Here is a 16,439-nt window from a genome sequence, read left to right as displayed (position 1 = left end):
CACCCATGCGCACCGAACAACCGAAGATGATCTACCTGAAGGACTATCAGGCGCCGGACTACCTGATCGACGAGACGCACCTGACCTTCGAGTTGTTCGAGGACCACAGCCTGGTCCACGCGCAGCTGGTGATGCGCCGCAACCCCGAACGCGGCGCCGGGCTGCCGCCGTTGGTGCTGGACGGCCAGCAACTGGAGCTGCTGAGCGTCAACCTCGCCGATCAGCCACTGACGGCCGCTGATTACCAGTTGACCGACAGCCACCTGACGCTGCAGCCACAGCGCGAAACCTTCACCCTCGACACCACGGTCAAGATTCACCCAGAAACCAACACCGCCCTCGAAGGCCTGTACAAATCCGGTGGCATGTTCTGCACCCAGTGCGAGGCCGAAGGCTTCCGCAAGATCACTTACTACCTCGACCGTCCGGACGTGATGAGCGTGTTCACCACCACAGTTATCGCCGAGCAGCATCGCTACCCGGTGCTGCTGTCCAACGGCAACCCGATTGCCAGCGGCCCCGGCGAAGACGGGCGGCACTGGGCGACCTGGGAAGACCCGTTCAAGAAACCGGCCTACCTGTTTGCCCTGGTGGCCGGTGACCTGTGGTGTGTCGAAGACAGCTTCACCACCATGACCCAGCGCGAAGTTGCGCTGCGCATCTACGTCGAGCCGGAAAACATCGACAAGTGCCAGCACGCCATGACCAGCCTGAAAAAATCCATGCGCTGGGACGAAGAGACCTACGGCCGTGAGTACGACCTCGATATCTTCATGATCGTGGCGGTCAACGACTTCAACATGGGCGCCATGGAGAACAAGGGCCTCAATATCTTCAACTCCAGCGCCGTGCTGGCCCGCGCCGAAACCGCCACCGATGCTGCCCACCAGCGCGTCGAAGCGATCGTCGCCCACGAATACTTCCACAACTGGTCGGGCAACCGCGTGACCTGCCGCGACTGGTTCCAGCTGTCGCTCAAGGAAGGCTTTACCGTGTTCCGTGACTCGGGCTTTTCCGCCGACATGAACTCGGCCACGGTCAAGCGCATCCAGGATGTGGCGTACCTGCGTACCCACCAGTTTGCCGAAGACGCCGGCCCCATGGCCCACGCGGTGCGCCCGGACAGTTTTATCGAAATCTCCAATTTCTACACCCTGACCGTGTACGAAAAGGGTTCGGAAGTCGTCGGTATGCTCCACACCTTGCTCGGCGCCGAAGGCTTTCGCAAAGGCAGCGACCTGTACTTCGAGCGCCACGACGGCCAGGCCGTGACCTGCGATGACTTCATCAAGGCCATGGAAGATGCCAACGGCGTCGACCTCAGCCAGTTCAAGCGCTGGTACAGCCAGGCCGGCACGCCGCGTCTGGCGGTGAGCGAGTCCTTTGATGCGGCGGCCAAGACCTACAGCCTGACCTTCCGTCAGAGCTGCCCGCCAACCCCGGACAAGGTGGAAAAACTGCCGTTCGTGATCCCGGTCGAGTTGGGGCTGCTGGACGGCAAGGGCGCCGGTATCGCCTTGCGCCTGGAAGGTGAAGCCACGGCAAGCGGTACCTCCCGTGTGATCTCGGTGACCGAAGCCGAGCAGACCTTCACCTTTGTTGACGTCGCGGAAAAACCGTTGCCTTCACTGCTGCGTGGCTTCTCGGCACCGGTGAAACTGAGCTTCCCGTATGACCGCGACCAACTGATGTTCCTGATGCAGCACGACAGCGACGGCTTCAACCGCTGGGACGCCGGCCAGCAATTGGCGGTGCAGGTGCTGCAGGAACTGATCGGCCAGCATCAGGCCGGGCAGCCGCTGAAGCTCGATCAACGCCTGATCGACGCGTTGCGCACGGTATTGAGCGACGAACGCCTGGACCAGGCCATGGTCGCCGAGATGCTCTCGTTGCCGAGCGAAGCCTACCTGGCCGAAATCAGTGAAGTGGCGGATGTCGATGCGATCCACGCCGCCCGCGAGTTTGCCCGCAAGCAACTGGCCGACAACCTGTTCGAAGGGCTGTGGCTGCGCTATCAGGCCAACCGTGACCTGTCCCGGAAAACGCCCTATTTGGCAGAGGCCGAGCACTTTGCCCGGCGCGCCCTGCAGAACATCGCGTTGTCCTATTTGATGCTCAGCGGCAAGCCTGAAGTGCTGGCGGCGACGCTGGACCAATTCGACACCAGCGACAACATGACCGAGCGCCTGACCGCCCTGGCCGTGTTGGTGAACTCACCATTCGAAGCGGAAAAAGCCCAGGCGCTGGCGGTGTTTGCCGAGAACTTCAAGGACAACCCGCTGGTCATGGACCAATGGTTCAGCGTACAGGCCGGCAGCACCCTGCCGGGCGGGCTGGCGCGGGTCAAGGCGTTGATGGAACACCCGGCGTTCACCATCAAGAATCCGAACAAAGTGCGCGCCCTGATTGGCGCCTTTGCCGGGCAGAACCTGATCAACTTCCATGCGGCGGATGGTTCGGGCTACCGCTTCCTGGCGGACCTGGTGATCCAGCTCAACACGCTGAACCCACAGATTGCGTCGCGCCAGTTGGCACCGCTGACGCGCTGGCGTAAATACGACGCCGCGCGGCAAGCGCTGATGAAGGCAGAACTGGAGCGCATCCTGGGCGCGGGCGAGCTGTCCAGCGATGTGTTCGAGGTGGTCAGCAAAAGCCTTGCCTGACACGCAAAGGCTGAATCTCACCATTCAAAATGTGGGAGGGGGCTTGCCCCCGATGGCAGTGTGTCAGTCACTGGTTAAGCCAGCAGACCCACCGCCATCGGGAGCAAGCCCCCTCCCACATTTTTATTTTGGTGCTGCAAGCGGCGTCAGCACCTCGGCCTTGTCGTCCAGCACCATCACCACCAGCAGTTTGGCAGGCTGGGTCTGGCTGGCGTTGCTCGATTCGAAGTGCCGTGAACCGGCGGGCTCGTAGAACGACTCGCCGGCCTTGTAGGTCACGGCTTTCTCATCGTTGACCCGTGAAGTGACTGCACCTTCCAGCACATAAGCCACGGCAGTGCCGGTGTGGCTGTGGGGCACGGTGGCCTGGCCGGGGGCGTAATCGACGGTGAGCATGATGGTTTTCTTGCCGGGCACGTTAGTCAAGGCGTGCTCCTGTAGCACCTTGAGGGTTTCCTGGTTGTACACCGGCTCATGGGCGTAGGCCGTGAGCGAGGCAAGTACCGCAGCGGTGGCGAGCAGACGTTTCATGATGGGGTTCCACGGGGTTGGAGACCTGTTCACCCTACGCTTGGGGGCAGGATCGACCAATGACCAATCCGCCGGAAAACCCCTTAGCCAATCCGCAACAGGATGTCGCGCACCCTATCCAGCGCCGGGTCGATATCGAGGGTTTCGATGGCACCGAAGCCGAGAATCAGCCCCGCGCGTGGCGCAACGTCGTGGAAAAAACCATCCAGGGGGTACAAACCCACCTCCACCTCACGCGCCAGCTGCATCAACAGCGGGATGTCCACCGGCACTTTGCACAGTGCCGCCAAGTGGAACCCGGCCACCGTCGGCACCGCCTCGAACCAGGGCGACAGGTCGCCCGCCAGGCGCTGCAGGATCCGTTCGCGGCGCCCCGCATACACGTTGTGGCAGCGGCGAATATGTTTGAGCAGATAGCCTTCGCTGATGAACTTGGCCAGTGCCCATTGCGGCAGGGTAGAGCTGTGCTGGTCGGTCAATTGCTTGGCCTTGAGCACGGCGCCATGGATCGCCGGCGGCAGCACCGCGTAGCCCAGGCGCAACTCGGGCAGCAGGGTTTTCGAAAAGGTCCCGACGTAGGTCACCACGCCTCGCGTGTCCAGGCTTTGCAGGGAGTCGGTGGGACGGCCCTGGTAGCGGAATTCACTGTCGTAGTCGTCTTCGATGATGATCGCGCCGAGTTCGATCGCGCGGTCCAGCAAGGCTTTGCGCCGCGCCAGGCTCATGTGCATGCCGAGCGGAAACTGGTGGGACGGCGTCACATAGACGAGTCGCGTGCCTTCGGGGATCTGGTCAACCTGAATGCCCTGTGCATCGACCGGAACGCTGGCGACCTTCGCCCCCATCGCCACGAACAACTGGCTCGCCGGGCTGTAGCCAGGGTCTTCCATGGCGACGATGCTGCCTGGCTCGAGCACCACGCGGGCGATCAGGTCCAGCGCCTGTTGGGCGCCATTGGTCACCACGATGTCACTGGCGCGGCATTTCACCCCGCGTGAAAACGCGATATGCCCGGCGATGGCCTCGCGCAGTGCCGGCAAACCCTCCGGTTGGCTATAGAAGCCGCTGTTCCTGGCGATACGGCGCAACGCATCCTGGGTGCAGCGCCGCCATTCTTCCTGGGGGAACTGACTGCGCGTGGTCGCCCCGCCGATGAATTCGTAGCGCAGGATGTCGCCGCTGGCGGGGTGGTGCATCGGCGAGGGCAGCGCTGCCCATTTGCCCAGGTTGGCGGCGCAGGCCAGGTCGGTGGCGGTCTGTACACGGTCGGGCTGCGGTGCCCAGGCGTTGACGAAAGTGCCTCGGCCAATCCTGCCGACCAGCAGGCCTTCATACGTCAAGGTGGCGTAGGTATCCGAGACCGTCTTGCGCGATACGCCCAATTGCTCGGCGAGCAGCCGGCTGGGCGGCAATTGCGCGCCGGCTGCCAGCCGACCGTTGGCGATGGCTTCGCGCAGTTGCTGGTAAAGCTGGGCTGCCAGGTCCTTGCGGCCGTTGATGACGAGGTGCAGTTCCATGTTTCATCCTGGGGCAGATCGATCTGCGCCAAGGTTACGCGCAAATCGATCGGAAGAAACCCGGCGGCCTCAGGACAGGAAACCACCGTCCACGTTCAACGACACGCCGGTGGTGTAGCTCGACGCATCGCTTGCCAGGAACAGCACCGCGCCGGCCATTTCGCTGGGGTCGGCCACGCGCTTGAGCGGGATCTGCGCCAGGGCCATCTTCAGGATCGCGTCGTTCTTGACCAGCGCCGAGGCGAACTTGGTATCGGTCAAGCCTGGCAGCAGCGCGTTGCAACGAATGCCGAATTCGGCGCATTCCTTGGCGAACACTTTGGTCATGTTGATCACGGCGGCCTTGGTCACCGAATAGATGCCCTGGAACACGCCAGGGGAAATGCCGTTGATCGAGGCGACGTTGATAATGCTGCCACCGCCGTTGTCACGCATCAGCTTGCCGGCCTCCACCGACATGAAGAAGTAGCCACGGATGTTCACGTCGACGGTCTTCTGGAACGCGCCGAGGTCAGTGTCCAGCACGTTGCAGAACTGTGGGTTGGTCGCGGCGTTGTTGACCAGGATGTCCAGGCGGCCGAACTGTTCACGGATACCGGCGAACACTTGGGTGATCTGCTCCATCTCACCGATATGGCAGGCCACCGCAGTAGCCTTGCCGCCGTCGGCGATGATCGCGTCGGCAACGTGCTGGCAGCCTTCGAGTTTGCGGCTGGAGACAATCACATGGGCGCCTTGCTGGGCCAGCAGCTTGGCGATGGCCTCGCCGATGCCACGGCTGGCGCCGGAAACGAAAGCGATCTTGCCGTCGAGGTCGAACAGGTGGGTCTTGGACATGAAGGGTTCCTTGTGATTGTTATCAGAGGGCGGATTTGCCGATGACTGCCAGGCTCATCTGTTCCAGCAGCTTGTTCATGTGTATGAACTGGGCAAAACGTTTGTCCTGGGTCTGGCCATGGAAGAAACGGTAGTAAATCTGCTGCACGATGCCGGCCAGGCGGAACAGGCCGTAGGTGTAGTAGAAGTCGAAATTGTCGATCTGGATGCCCGAGCGTTCGGCGTAGTAGTCGACGAACTGGCGGCGGGTGAGCATGCCGGGCGCATTGCTTGGCTGGCGACGCATCAACTGCACGGGCGCGGGGTCAGCGGCTTCGATCCAGTAGGCGAGGGTGTTGCCCAGGTCCATCAACGGGTCGCCGAGGGTGGTCAGCTCCCAGTCGAGCACGCCGATGATCTGCATGGGGTTGCGCGGGTCGAGAATCACATTGTCGAAGCGATAGTCGTTGTGCACGATGCTGGAGGTCGGGTGGTCGGCCGGCATTTTATCGTTGAGCCAGGCGCGCACGGCTTCCCAGCGCGGGGCATCGGGGGTCAGGGCTTTTTCGTAGCGCTCGCTCCAGCCGCGGATCTGGCGTTCCACGTAGCCTTGGGGCTTGCCCAGGTCGGCCAGGCCGCAGGCGGTGTAGTCGACCTGATGCAGTTCGACGAATTTGTCGATAAAGCTTTTGCACAACGCTTCGGTTCGGCTCGCGTCCAGGCCCAGTTCGGCCGGCAGGTCGGAGCGCAAAATAATCCCATTGACCCGTTCCATGACATAGAACTCAGCGCCGATCACCGTTTCATCGGTGCAATGCACGTAGGCCTTGGGGCAGTACGGAAAGCCATCCTTGAGCTGGTTGAGGATGCGATATTCACGCCCCATGTCGTGGGCGGACTTGGCCTTGTGGCCGAATGGCGGGCGACGCAACACGAATTCCTGGTCCGGGTATTCCAGCAGATACGTCAGGTTGGAGGCGCCGCCGGGAAACTGGCTGATCTTGAGCGTGCCGTGCAGGCCGGGAATATGGGCCTTGAGGTAGGGATCGATCAGGCCGGCATCTAGTTCTTCGCCGGGGCGAATCTGGGTCGATTGGTCGTTAAGCGCCATGCTTATCCCTTCTGCTTATTTTAAAGGCCTTGGACTATTGGCTAATCTAATGCGCGCCACCGCCCACCGACAAGGTCGGGGCGGCTTAATAGGTTAGCGTGTTGGGGAATGATCAGCGGGCCTGATCCACGCAAATCACCAGGGCGGTACGGCCCCGCCGCGGGCATTCGCTACGGGTTGCGCGACGGGAGTGTCACGGGGGTCAGTACAGGGCGACCAGCAAAGTATTCCACCAGGTTGTCGGCCACCCGTTGCACGGTGTCGTGGGCGGCTTCGGGCGACAGGCCGGCCACATGGGAGGTCAGCACGGTATTGTTCAGGCGCTTGAGCGCGTCGGGCACCTTGGGCTCGTCGTCGAAGACGTCCAGCGCGGCGCCGCCGATACGTCGCTGTTCCAGCGCAGCCACCAGGTCGGCGGTGACCACCACGCTGCCACGACCGATATTGACCAGATAGCCGTTCGGCCCCAGGGCGTCGAGGGCGTGGCGATCGATCAGGTGGCGAGTGCTGGCGCCACCGGGCGTGGCCAGGATCAGGAAATCCGAGGTGCGCGCCAATTCCACGGCGCTTGAGCAGTAGGTGTAATCCACATCATCGCGGGGTTGGCGGTTGTGGTAGCTCACCTCCATGCCAAACCCCAGGGACGCGCGCCTGGCGATCTCCAGGCCTACGGCGCCCAGCCCGAGAATCCCCAGTTGCTTGCCGCCCAGGGAAGGGCGCATCACCTTTGGCCATTCACTGCGGCGCACGGCGGCGTCATTCTGGGGGATACCGCGCACCAGCGACAGCAGCAAGGCCATGGCATGGTCAGCCACCGACGGCGCGTTCACCCCGGCGCCGTTAGTCACCACAATCCCACGGTTGGCGGCGGCCTGCAGGTCTACATGTTCGTAGCCGGCACCGATCACGCAGATGATCTCCAGCAGCGGCAGCGCGGCTATTTCCTCGGCATACAGCCCCAGCGGGCCACGGGTGAGCACGGCCTTGATCTGCCCGCCATGGGCCTTGATCGCCTGGGCTCGTTCGACAGGCGTCGGCGCCAGGATCACATGGAAATCATTGCTCTCGATGATTTGCAGGTATTCGTTGATGGTCTCAACCAGGACCAGAACAGTGGTAGTCATGCAAGGTTCTTCCTGAAGTGCTTGAGCGCATGAGTATGCGGGATTTGTAAGACGGAACGTAGGTTGCTGTAGGAGCGAGCTTGCTCTCGAACGAAGTTGAGTGCGCTACGCATTACCGTGCAGCCGGCTCCACCACCTGACCATTCCTCAGCTAAGTCTTTGCTTATGCACGAGAATCCCGGACAATCGCGCCCCTGTTGAGGTCGGGGCGCTGCCTGTCAGGTTCTTCTGACTCGTCCCGGCCGTGTGAATGCGGAGATCCGACCGGATGAATGATCAGGCCAATAGCGTCGACGAACGCTATGCAACGACACCTGCAACGCTCACAAGCTGGAGCCGCCAGGACACCACCTGGATGCTTGGGCTGTTCGGCACCGCCATCGGCGCCGGTACTTTGTTCTTGCCGATCAACGCGGGCCTGGGGGGCTTCTGGCCGCTGGTGATCCTGTCGCTGCTGGCCTTTCCAATGACGTTCTTTGCCCACCGTGGGCTGACGCGTTTCGTACTCTCCGGCCGGGAAGGCTCCGACATCACCGATGTGGTCGAAGAGCATTTCGGCATTAGAGCCGGCGCGTTGATCACCTTGCTGTACTTCTTTGCGATCTTCCCGATCCTGCTGATCTATAGCGTGGCCCTGACCAACACCGTCAGCAGCTTCATGGAACACCAACTGCACATCATGCCGCCGCCTCGGGCAGTCCTGGCGTTTGTGCTGATCCTGGGCTTGCTGGCGGTGGTGCGTTGCGGCGAAAAGGTGATCGTCAAGGCCATGAGCCTGATGGTGTATCCGTTTATCGTTGCCTTGCTGTTCCTCGCCGTATACCTGGTGCCGCATTGGACGGGCGGCATCCTGAGTACCGCCCGTGAGATTCCGGCGCCGTCGGCCTTGCTCAACACCTTGTGGCTGGCGATTCCGGTGATGGTGTTCTCGTTCAACCACTCGCCGATCATCTCGGCCTTCGCGGTAGACCAGAAACGTCAGTATGGGGCACACGCCGACGAGCGCAGCTCGCAGATCCTGTCCCGCGCGCACCTGTTGATGGTAGTGATGGTGCTGTTCTTTGTGTTCAGCTGCGTGCTGACCCTGTCACCGGCGCAGTTGGCCGAGGCGAAAGCGCAGAACCTGTCGATCCTGTCGTACCTGGCCAACCACTTTGACAACCCGACCATTGCCTTCGCCGCGCCGTTGATTGCATTCGTGGCGATTGCCAAGTCATTCCTGGGCCACTACATCGGTGCCAGCGAGGGCCTCAAGGGCCTGGTGCTGAAGACCGGCCGCCGCCCGGCAGCCAAGTCTCTGGACCGCATGACCGCCGCCTTCATGCTGGTGGTGTGCTGGATTGTCGCCACGCTTAACCCGAGCATCCTCCGCATGATCGAGACCCTGGGCGGGCCGGTGATTGCATCGATCCTGTTCCTGATGCCGATGTACGCCATCCGCAAAGTGCCGGCCATGGCCAAGTACCGGGGGCAGGCGTCGAATGTGTTTGTCACGGCGGTGGGGTTGGTGGCGATTACTGCGTTGGTGTATTCGCTGATGGCTTAAGGTCTGACGCAATCTCCAAGGCTGTCCCAGAACCAAATGTGGGAGGGGGCTTGCTCCCGATAGCGGTATGTCAGTCACCTATGAATTGACTGAACCACTGCTATCGGGAGCAAGCCCCCTCCCACATGTGTTTGGTGGTGTTGCTGGGATTGTATTCCAGGCATGAAAATGCCGCGTATCTCCAGATGGCGATCACTGCTCTGGTTGACTCGCTGATGGCTTAAGGTCTGACACAGCCTGCAAGAGCTACAGAGACCAAATGTGGGAGGGGGCTTGCCCCCGATGGCGGTGTATCAGTCACCTATGAATTGACTGAACCACTGCTATCGGGAGCAAGCCCCCTCCCACATGTGTTTGGTGGTGTTGCTGGGATTGGATTCCAGGCATGAAAATGCCGCGTATCTCCAGGCGGCAATCACTGCTCTGGTTGACTCGCTGATGGCTTAAGGTCTGACACAGCCTGCAAGAGCTACAGAGACCAAATGTGGGAGGGGGCTTGCCCCCGATGGCGGTATGTCAGTCACCTATGAATTGACTGAACCACTGCTATCGGGAGCAAGCCCCCTCCCACATTTGGTTGTATTCCAGGCATAAAAAACGCCGCGTACCTTGCGATACGCGGCGCCTATCACATCAACACACCGTTAAGCTTGAATCACCGGGATGTTGGCGCTTGCTGCGATCTTGCGGAACTCGGCGATCTGGTCGAAGTTCAGGTAGCGGTAGACGTCACTGGCCATGGTGTCCAGTTTCGCCGCGTAGCCCATGTACTCTTCGACGGTCGGCAGGCGACCCAGGGTAGAGGCGACTGCCGCCAGCTCGGCCGAGGCCAGGTAGACGTTGGCGCCATCGCCCAGACGGTTCGGGAAGTTACGGGTCGAGGTCGACACGACGGTCGAATTCGGCTCTACACGCGCCTGGTTACCCATGCACAGCGAGCAGCCCGGCATTTCCATGCGCGCGCCAGCCTTGCCGTAGATGCCGTAGTAGCCTTCTTCGGTCAGCTGGTGGGCGTCCATCTTGGTCGGCGGCGACAGCCACAGACGGGTTGGCAACTGGCCCTTGACCTGCTCCAGCAGCTTACCGGCAGCGCGGAAGTGACCGATGTTGGTCATGCACGAACCGATGAACACTTCGTCGATCTTCTCACCGGCAACGCTCGACAGCAGACGGGCATCGTCTGGGTCGTTCGGTGCGCAGAGGATCGGCTCGTTGATTTCCGACAGGTCGATCTCGATGATTTCGGCGTATTCGGCGTCGGCATCGGCTTCCATCAGCTCCGGGTTGGCAACCCAGGCTTCCATCGCTTGGGCACGACGTTCCAGGGTGCGTGGATCGCCGTAGCCTTCGCCGATCATCCAGCGCAGCAAGGTGATGTTGGAGTTCAGGTACTCGGTGACGGATTCCTTGGACAGCTTGATGGTGCAACCGGCAGCCGAACGTTCAGCCGAGGCGTCGGACAGCTCGAAAGCCTGTTCCAGCGTCAGATCGTTCAGGCCTTCGATTTCCAGGATGCGGCCGGAGAAGGCGTTTTTCTTGCCTTTCTTCTCTACGGTCAGCAGGCCAGCCTGGATCGCGTAGTAAGGAATGGCATGCACCAGGTCACGCAGGGTGATGCCAGGCTTCATTTTGCCTTTGAAACGCACCAGGATCGATTCCGGCATGTCCAGCGGCATCACGCCGGTGGCAGCGGCGAACGCGACCAGACCGGAGCCGGCCGGGAACGAGATGCCCATCGGGAAGCGGGTGTGGGAGTCACCACCGGTACCGACGGTGTCCGGCAGCAGCATGCGGTTCAGCCAGCTGTGGATGATGCCGTCGCCTGGACGCAGCGATACACCGCCACGGGTCATGATGAAGTCAGGCAGGGTGTGGTGGGTGGTCACGTCAATCGGCTTTGGATAGGCCGCAGTGTGGCAGAACGACTGCATCACCAGGTCGGTCGAGAAGCCCAGGCACGCCAGGTCTTTGAGTTCATCACGGGTCATTGGACCGGTGGTGTCCTGGGAACCGACGGTGGTCATCTTCGGTTCGCAGTAGGTGCCAGGGCGCACGCCTTTGCCTTCCGGCAGGCCACACGCCTTGCCGACCATTTTCTGCGCCAGGGTGAAGCCCTTGCCGGTGTCGACAGGCGCTTCAGGCAGCTTGAACAGGTCGGTAGGGCCCAGGCCCAGTTCGGCACGGGCCTTGTCGGTCAGGCCGCGACCGATGATCAGCGGAATACGGCCGCCGGCGCGAACTTCGTCCAACAGCACCGGGGTCTTCATTTCGAAGGTGGTGATGACTTCATCGGTGCCGTGTTTGCAGACTTTGCCAGCATGCGGGTACAGGTCGATCACGTCGCCCATGTGCATGTTGGTGACGTCGAACTCGATCGGCAGTGCGCCCGCATCTTCCATGGTGTTGTAGAAGATCGGAGCGATTTTGCTGCCGAAGCAGAAACCGCCGGCGCGCTTGTTTGGAACAAAGGGAACGTCGTCGCCGAAGAACCACAGCACGGAGTTGGTTGCCGATTTACGCGACGAGCCGGTACCGACCACGTCGCCGACGTAGGCGATCGGGAAGCCTTGGCCGCGCATTTCTTCGATCTGCTTCATCGGGCCGGTCTTGCCTTGCTCGTCCGGCACGATGCCTTCACGCGCCATTTTCAGCATGGCCAGGGCGTGCAGCGGGATGTCAGGGCGCGACCAGGCGTCCGGGGCAGGGGACAGGTCGTCGGTGTTGGTTTCACCGGTGACCTTGAACACGCGCAGGCTGATCTTGTCGGCCAGGGTCGGACGGTTACGGAACCATTCGCCGTCGGCCCAGGATTGGATCACGCCTTTGGCGTGCTCGTTGCCGTTGCGGGCTTTTTCCGCCACGTCGTGGAACGCATCGAACATCAGCAGGGTGTGCTTGAGTTGGGCGGCCGCGACAGGCGCCAGCGTGGCGTCGTCCAGCAGCTCGACCAACGTCACGATGTTGTAGCCGCCTTGCATGGTGCCAAGCAGTTCAACAGCGCGCTTTTTGTCGATCAGGGGGGAGGTGGCTTCACCCTTGGCCAGGGCGGACAGGAAACCGGCCTTGACGTAGGCAGCTTCGTCAACGCCCGGTGGAATGCGGTTGGTGATCAGGTCAACGAGGAATTCTTCTTCGCCAGCCGGGGGATTTTTCAGCAGCTCGACCAGGCCTGCGGTTTGTTCGGCGTTAAGCGGCTGGGGCACGATACCCAGGGCGGCACGCTCTTCGATATGTTTGCGGTAGGCTTCAAGCACAGTTATTACCCTCATCAGTGGTCCCACGGGACGCTCATCCAGGAATGACCGGCACGCGTGCGCTCGGGGGCTTTTTGGGCCGCAAAGCCAGCGCTGCCGACCGTCCTTACAGAAGCTGCTTTCAAAGTTTTACGCCTGCAGAACGGAGCTGATGAGGGTCGGCGCAGTGTTGACCTACCGGGGTCAAACCTGCGCCAACACCGTTCTGAAGGAACGACTGTGCTCGTGACGCTTTGAAAACAGCTTCCAGCGGATTATTGGCGCCTTACAAGGCCGGGTGATTCTACGGCAAAAAAAATCTAAAGGTAAGTTGCGTCACCAAGTTTGCAGGGTGATCAACCTTAGACAAAGGGCTAACATGGCGCACTGTTTCGCTGATCTGCGTGTTTTCGCCCATGTCCAACCAAACCATCAAGACCCCCTGCGTCGGCCTGTGCTCCACGGTCTACGGCGATCTCGTGTGTCGCGGCTGCAAGCGCTTTCACCACGAAGTGATCCAGTGGAATGGTTATAACGAAGAAGAAAAGCGTGCGGTCTGGCTCAGGCTCGAGCAATTGCTGGTGCAGGTGATGGCCGGCAAAGTCGAGGTTTTTGCCCCCAAGACCCTGCGCGGGCAGTTGGAACAGCGCAAGATTCGCTTCGTGCCGCACCAGTCCGAGTATTGCTGGGCCTATCAGTTGATTGCGCGTGGGGCGCGGGTGATCAATAACCTGGAGGCCTACGGCATGGTGCTGCTGCCGGAGTTCCGCGACTGGCCCTTGCCAGACCTGCGCGACGCGATTGATCGGGAATTCTTTATCTTGTCCGAGGCGCATTACCAGCGTTATATCGCACCGGGATTCCTGAAGGATGCGCTATCTACCTGACGGTACAGGGGCCCCTGTAGGAGCGAGCTTGCTCGCGAAAAACGCCCAGGCAACGCGTTTATTCTGAATAAACGCGGGGGGCCTGAGTTCTTCGCGAGCAAGCTCGCTCCTACAGAAAAGCCTTGAGGCAAGCCCCCTCCCACATTGGATCTTCATTGCTTCAGGCTTGGGTGGCGAGTTCTTCCAAATGGTCCATCAGCGTCTGCGGCTTGAGCACCAGCACATCGCTTTCCACCGCATCCAGCACCACCTCTGCCGTATTGCCGATCAACGCCCCGGAAATTCCAGTGCGCGCCACAGTGCCGATAATCGTCAGTGCCGCCTGCAACTGGTGGGCGATATGGGGAATCAGCACATCCGCCGGGCCTTCCTTGATATGCAGGTGTGCGTCATCCACATCGAATTCGGCCTGGAAGGCCTGGCACTGCTCGCGATAACGCGCCTCGATGGTTTCCCTGAGTTGAAACGTCGGGTCCGCAGCGGAGAGCATCGGCGAGGGATGCGCGCTGATCACATGCAACTGCGCCTTGGCCAGGCTGGCGATATCAAAGCCGTGGTCGATGATGGCGTTATGCAGCGAGCGGTGTTCGCTGTCGGTATTGCCCACGTCGATGGCCGCCAGAATCACGCCGCCGGCCCAGGGCTTGGCGGTCTTGACCAGCAGCACGGGCGTCGGGCAATAGCGCAGCAGTTTCCAGTCTGCCGGCGTCAGCAGGGCCTTTTTCAGCGGGCTGTCGGCAAAGTGCTGCTTGATCACCAGGCCGCAGCCCTCGGCCTGCTGCACGTCGACGATGGTTTCATGCAGGCTGTCGTTCCACGCCTGTTCGGTCGTGACGCTGTACCCGTCCTCCTGCAGGCCGGATTTGAGCAGGCTCAGCAGCGCCGAATGCTCATGCTTTCTGTCACAGACCAGCAAATGCAGGTGCGCGTCGGTGACCCCGGCGATCAGCTTCGCGCGCTTGAGGGCCAGGCTTTCGGTATGCTCGGGCTCGATGACCACCAGGATGCTGCGGATGGCTTGCATGGTCGGTTCTCCAGGAGTGGGCCTGCAACAACTATAGTTGCTGCACGCGTGCCGTCATCTTGATGTACATCAAGGCCCATGGCTGGTGGTCTGCGGCGTGGTCGGTATAATCGGCGCCCTTTTGTGATCCTTTGCCCGTGAGCCCGATGATCCTGCCCGAAATCCACGAATTCCTCGGTTGCCGCACCCCCGACGCCTGGGTCCAGGCCGCGCTGGCCGACCAGGACACCCTGCTGATCGACCACAAAAACTGCGAATTCAAAGCCGCCAGCACCGCCCTGAGCCTGATCGCCAAGTATCACGGCCACCTCGACCTGATCAATATGATGTCGCGGCTGGCCCGTGAAGAGCTGGTGCACCACGAGCAGGTCATGCGCCTGATGAAAAAGCGCAAGGTTGAACTGCGCCAATTGTCCGCCGGCCGCTACGCCTCGGGTTTGCGCAAGGTGGTGCGCAACCATGAGCCGGTCAAGCTGGTGGATACCCTGGTGGTGGGGGCGTTTATCGAAGCGCGCAGTTGCGAGCGTTTCGAAGCGCTGGTGCCGCATTTGGACGAAGAACTCGGCAAGTTCTACTTCGGTTTGCTCAAAAGCGAAGCGCGGCACTTCCAGGGTTATTTGAAACTGGCCTACCAGTACGGTGACGCCAAGGACATCGCCCAGGTGATCGAGCGGGTGAGGGCGGCCGAGCAGGCGTTGATCGAGTCAGCCGACGTCGAGTTCCGCTTTCACAGTGGCGTGCCAGCCTGAGGCCACGGCTACGCCGATCAAGGCGCTGAATCCGGTCAGCAGCAGGATCACCGTTTGCGTGCCAAGCGGCGCTGCCAGCACCGCAATCAGCAAGCCCGCCAAGGGCTGGGCGAGGTTGTTGAGCAGGGTGATCACTCCCACCGTTTTGCCGAAATCCTGCACCGGAATTACCCGCTGACGGGTGCTGCGCATGTACACGTTGAACATCTTGTCGAAACCGCTCACCAGCAGGAAGCCCACGGCGTACACCCACACGCCGGGGCTGAGGGCGGTGATCAACGCGCCCACGGCAATCATCGAATACGACAGCCCGCCGAGCACCTTCAGCGCCAGGCTCGAGCGTGCGAGGTAAAACAGAATTACCAGGGTGACCACCGCGCCAGCGGCTTGCAGCAGGGCGTAGGCGTCCTTGTCCGCCGCGTATTGCCCGGTGACCAGGGCCGCCGACGTGGCCAGCGTCACGCCGACGATCAGGTTCACACCAATGGCCAGGGTAATGATGCGCTTCAACTCCACCCGGCTGCGGATGTGGCCCAAAGCGGTGCGCAGCGGCTGCAGCCAGAGGCCCGGGTGCTGCGGCGCATGGGGCTGCAGGTGCACGCGGGTGTTGCGCTGCCAGGCCAGCATCGCCAGGTCCGCCAGCACAAACAGTGCGGCGATGCCCAGCACCACCCAAGGCCATGCCCAGATTTCCAGCATCAGCGCCGCCACCAACGGCCCGAGTACCAGGCCGCTCTGGTCGGCGATCTGCGAATAAGACAGCGTCTTGGTGTAGGTATAATGCTGGAAAATATGCGGCATCAGCACTTCCCGCGCCATGATGCCCTGGGTGGTCAATACCCCGCACAACGCCGACAGCATCACCAGCCATTGGATACCGTCGAACAGCCCGTACAGCGCCACCGCCACTACACAGGCCAACGCCCGATACACTTGGCTGACATGCAGGATGCGCACGGGTGAAAACCTGTCGCACAACGCCCCGCACACCGGAAAGGCCAGGTAGCGCGGCAGTGACTCGGCAAAGAACGCCAGGCCCGCCCAAGACACACTCTGGGTAGTTTGGAACACGATCAGCGGCACGATGAACAGCAGGATCTGGTCCGCCAGTCGCGACAGGAACAGTGAAACGAAGAACGCCAGGTAATCCTTGCGCATATAACTCCCTGTGAATGGCGTAAAAGAGTGCAGGCTATTTGTTAAAAACTCTTAAAAGCATGAAGCTTGCTGGCACCCTG

General features: G+C 61.3%; 12 protein-coding genes. 4 read left to right on the top strand and 8 right to left on the bottom strand.

Annotation, left to right across the window (positions count from 1 at the left end; translation table 11 throughout):
• The first annotated feature begins 5 nt into the window (after nucleotides 1–5).
• A complete protein-coding gene (gene pepN / locus C4J90_RS14810; protein ID WP_124420180.1) occupies nucleotides 6–2,663 on the top strand; it encodes an aminopeptidase N in 2,658 nt (885 codons plus the stop codon).
• A gap of 123 nt (nucleotides 2,664–2,786) precedes the next feature.
• On the opposite strand, the gene C4J90_RS14805 is transcribed toward pepN, so the two are convergent.
• From C4J90_RS14805 to C4J90_RS14785, 5 genes are all read right to left on the bottom strand, one after another.
• Nucleotides 2,787–3,194, bottom strand: coding sequence for a cupin domain-containing protein (locus tag C4J90_RS14805; protein WP_124420179.1), 408 nt, complete (start codon nucleotides 3,192–3,194; stop codon nucleotides 2,787–2,789).
• Nucleotides 3,195–3,277: 83 nt separating this feature from the next.
• Nucleotides 3,278–4,711, bottom strand: a complete 1,434-nt coding sequence (locus tag C4J90_RS14800) for a PLP-dependent aminotransferase family protein (RefSeq protein ID WP_124420178.1) — start codon at nucleotides 4,709–4,711, stop codon at nucleotides 3,278–3,280.
• Nucleotides 4,712–4,780: 69 nt separating this feature from the next.
• The gene (locus C4J90_RS14795; protein ID WP_124363102.1) at nucleotides 4,781–5,548 is read right to left on the bottom strand and encodes an SDR family oxidoreductase; all 768 of its coding nucleotides are present in this window, start codon (nucleotides 5,546–5,548) and stop codon (nucleotides 4,781–4,783) included.
• 22 nt (nucleotides 5,549–5,570) lie between these two features.
• Nucleotides 5,571–6,638 carry a phosphotransferase family protein gene (locus tag C4J90_RS14790; RefSeq protein ID WP_124363101.1) on the bottom strand — a complete coding sequence of 356 codons (1,068 nt, stop codon included), beginning with the start codon at nucleotides 6,636–6,638 and terminating at the stop codon, nucleotides 5,571–5,573.
• A 170-nt stretch (nucleotides 6,639–6,808) separates the two neighbouring features.
• Nucleotides 6,809–7,762, bottom strand: coding sequence for a 2-hydroxyacid dehydrogenase (locus tag C4J90_RS14785; RefSeq protein ID WP_124414855.1), 954 nt, complete (start codon nucleotides 7,760–7,762; stop codon nucleotides 6,809–6,811).
• Nucleotides 7,763–8,030: 268 nt separating this feature from the next.
• Between C4J90_RS14785 and C4J90_RS14780 the strand changes: the two genes are divergently transcribed.
• Nucleotides 8,031–9,308 (top strand): serine/threonine transporter, encoded by a 1,278-nt coding sequence (locus C4J90_RS14780; protein WP_124420177.1) that lies wholly within the window; start codon nucleotides 8,031–8,033, stop codon nucleotides 9,306–9,308.
• Between the two features lie 644 nt (nucleotides 9,309–9,952).
• Here C4J90_RS14780 and acnB read toward each other — a convergent pair.
• The gene (gene acnB, locus C4J90_RS14775; protein WP_124421216.1) at nucleotides 9,953–12,562 is read right to left on the bottom strand and encodes a bifunctional aconitate hydratase 2/2-methylisocitrate dehydratase; all 2,610 of its coding nucleotides are present in this window, start codon (nucleotides 12,560–12,562) and stop codon (nucleotides 9,953–9,955) included.
• 395 nt (nucleotides 12,563–12,957) lie between these two features.
• On the opposite strand from acnB, the gene C4J90_RS14770 reads away from it, so the two are divergent.
• Nucleotides 12,958–13,428, top strand: a complete 471-nt coding sequence (locus C4J90_RS14770; RefSeq protein ID WP_124407444.1) for a DUF1289 domain-containing protein — start codon at nucleotides 12,958–12,960, stop codon at nucleotides 13,426–13,428.
• A gap of 160 nt (nucleotides 13,429–13,588) precedes the next feature.
• On the opposite strand, the gene C4J90_RS14765 is transcribed toward C4J90_RS14770, so the two are convergent.
• Entirely contained in the window at nucleotides 13,589–14,452 is an 864-nt protein-coding gene (locus C4J90_RS14765) for a universal stress protein (protein ID WP_124420176.1), read from the bottom strand.
• A 146-nt stretch (nucleotides 14,453–14,598) separates the two neighbouring features.
• Here C4J90_RS14765 and C4J90_RS14760 point away from each other — a divergent pair, with 146 nt between their 5' ends.
• Nucleotides 14,599–15,201 (top strand): tRNA-(ms[2]io[6]A)-hydroxylase, encoded by a 603-nt coding sequence (locus C4J90_RS14760; protein WP_124363096.1) that lies wholly within the window; start codon nucleotides 14,599–14,601, stop codon nucleotides 15,199–15,201.
• Here C4J90_RS14760 and C4J90_RS14755 read toward each other — a convergent pair.
• Entirely contained in the window at nucleotides 15,157–16,359 is a 1,203-nt protein-coding gene (locus C4J90_RS14755) for an MFS transporter (protein ID WP_124420175.1), read from the bottom strand. The two genes, C4J90_RS14760 and C4J90_RS14755, sit on opposite strands and share 45 nt — an antisense overlap.
• Between the last annotated feature and the right edge of the window lie 80 nt (nucleotides 16,360–16,439).

Origin of the sequence: Pseudomonas sp. R2-60-08W (genome assembly GCF_003852335.1) — a bacterium.
Lineage (GTDB): Bacteria > Pseudomonadota > Gammaproteobacteria > Pseudomonadales > Pseudomonadaceae > Aquipseudomonas.
Note: the sequence above shows the minus strand (reverse complement) of the source record. Positions and strands in the feature narration are given on the sequence as shown.

Coding starts and splice junctions, on each gene's coding strand:
- C4J90_RS14790 (WP_124363101.1), bottom strand. CDS start 6,638: ATGGCGCTTAACGACCAATCGACCCAGATTCGCCCCGGCGAAGAACTA.
- C4J90_RS14785 (WP_124414855.1), bottom strand. CDS start 7,762: ATGACTACCACTGTTCTGGTCCTGGTTGAGACCATCAACGAATACCTG.
- C4J90_RS14755 (WP_124420175.1), bottom strand. CDS start 16,359: ATGCGCAAGGATTACCTGGCGTTCTTCGTTTCACTGTTCCTGTCGCGA.
- C4J90_RS14805 (WP_124420179.1), bottom strand. CDS start 3,194: ATGAAACGTCTGCTCGCCACCGCTGCGGTACTTGCCTCGCTCACGGCC.
- C4J90_RS14780 (WP_124420177.1), top strand. CDS start 8,031: ATGAATGATCAGGCCAATAGCGTCGACGAACGCTATGCAACGACACCT.
- C4J90_RS14800 (WP_124420178.1), bottom strand. CDS start 4,711: ATGGAACTGCACCTCGTCATCAACGGCCGCAAGGACCTGGCAGCCCAG.
- pepN (WP_124420180.1), top strand. CDS start 6: ATGCGCACCGAACAACCGAAGATGATCTACCTGAAGGACTATCAGGCG.
- C4J90_RS14765 (WP_124420176.1), bottom strand. CDS start 14,452: ATGCAAGCCATCCGCAGCATCCTGGTGGTCATCGAGCCCGAGCATACC.
- C4J90_RS14760 (WP_124363096.1), top strand. CDS start 14,599: ATGATCCTGCCCGAAATCCACGAATTCCTCGGTTGCCGCACCCCCGAC.
- C4J90_RS14770 (WP_124407444.1), top strand. CDS start 12,958: ATGTCCAACCAAACCATCAAGACCCCCTGCGTCGGCCTGTGCTCCACG.
- C4J90_RS14795 (WP_124363102.1), bottom strand. CDS start 5,548: ATGTCCAAGACCCACCTGTTCGACCTCGACGGCAAGATCGCTTTCGTT.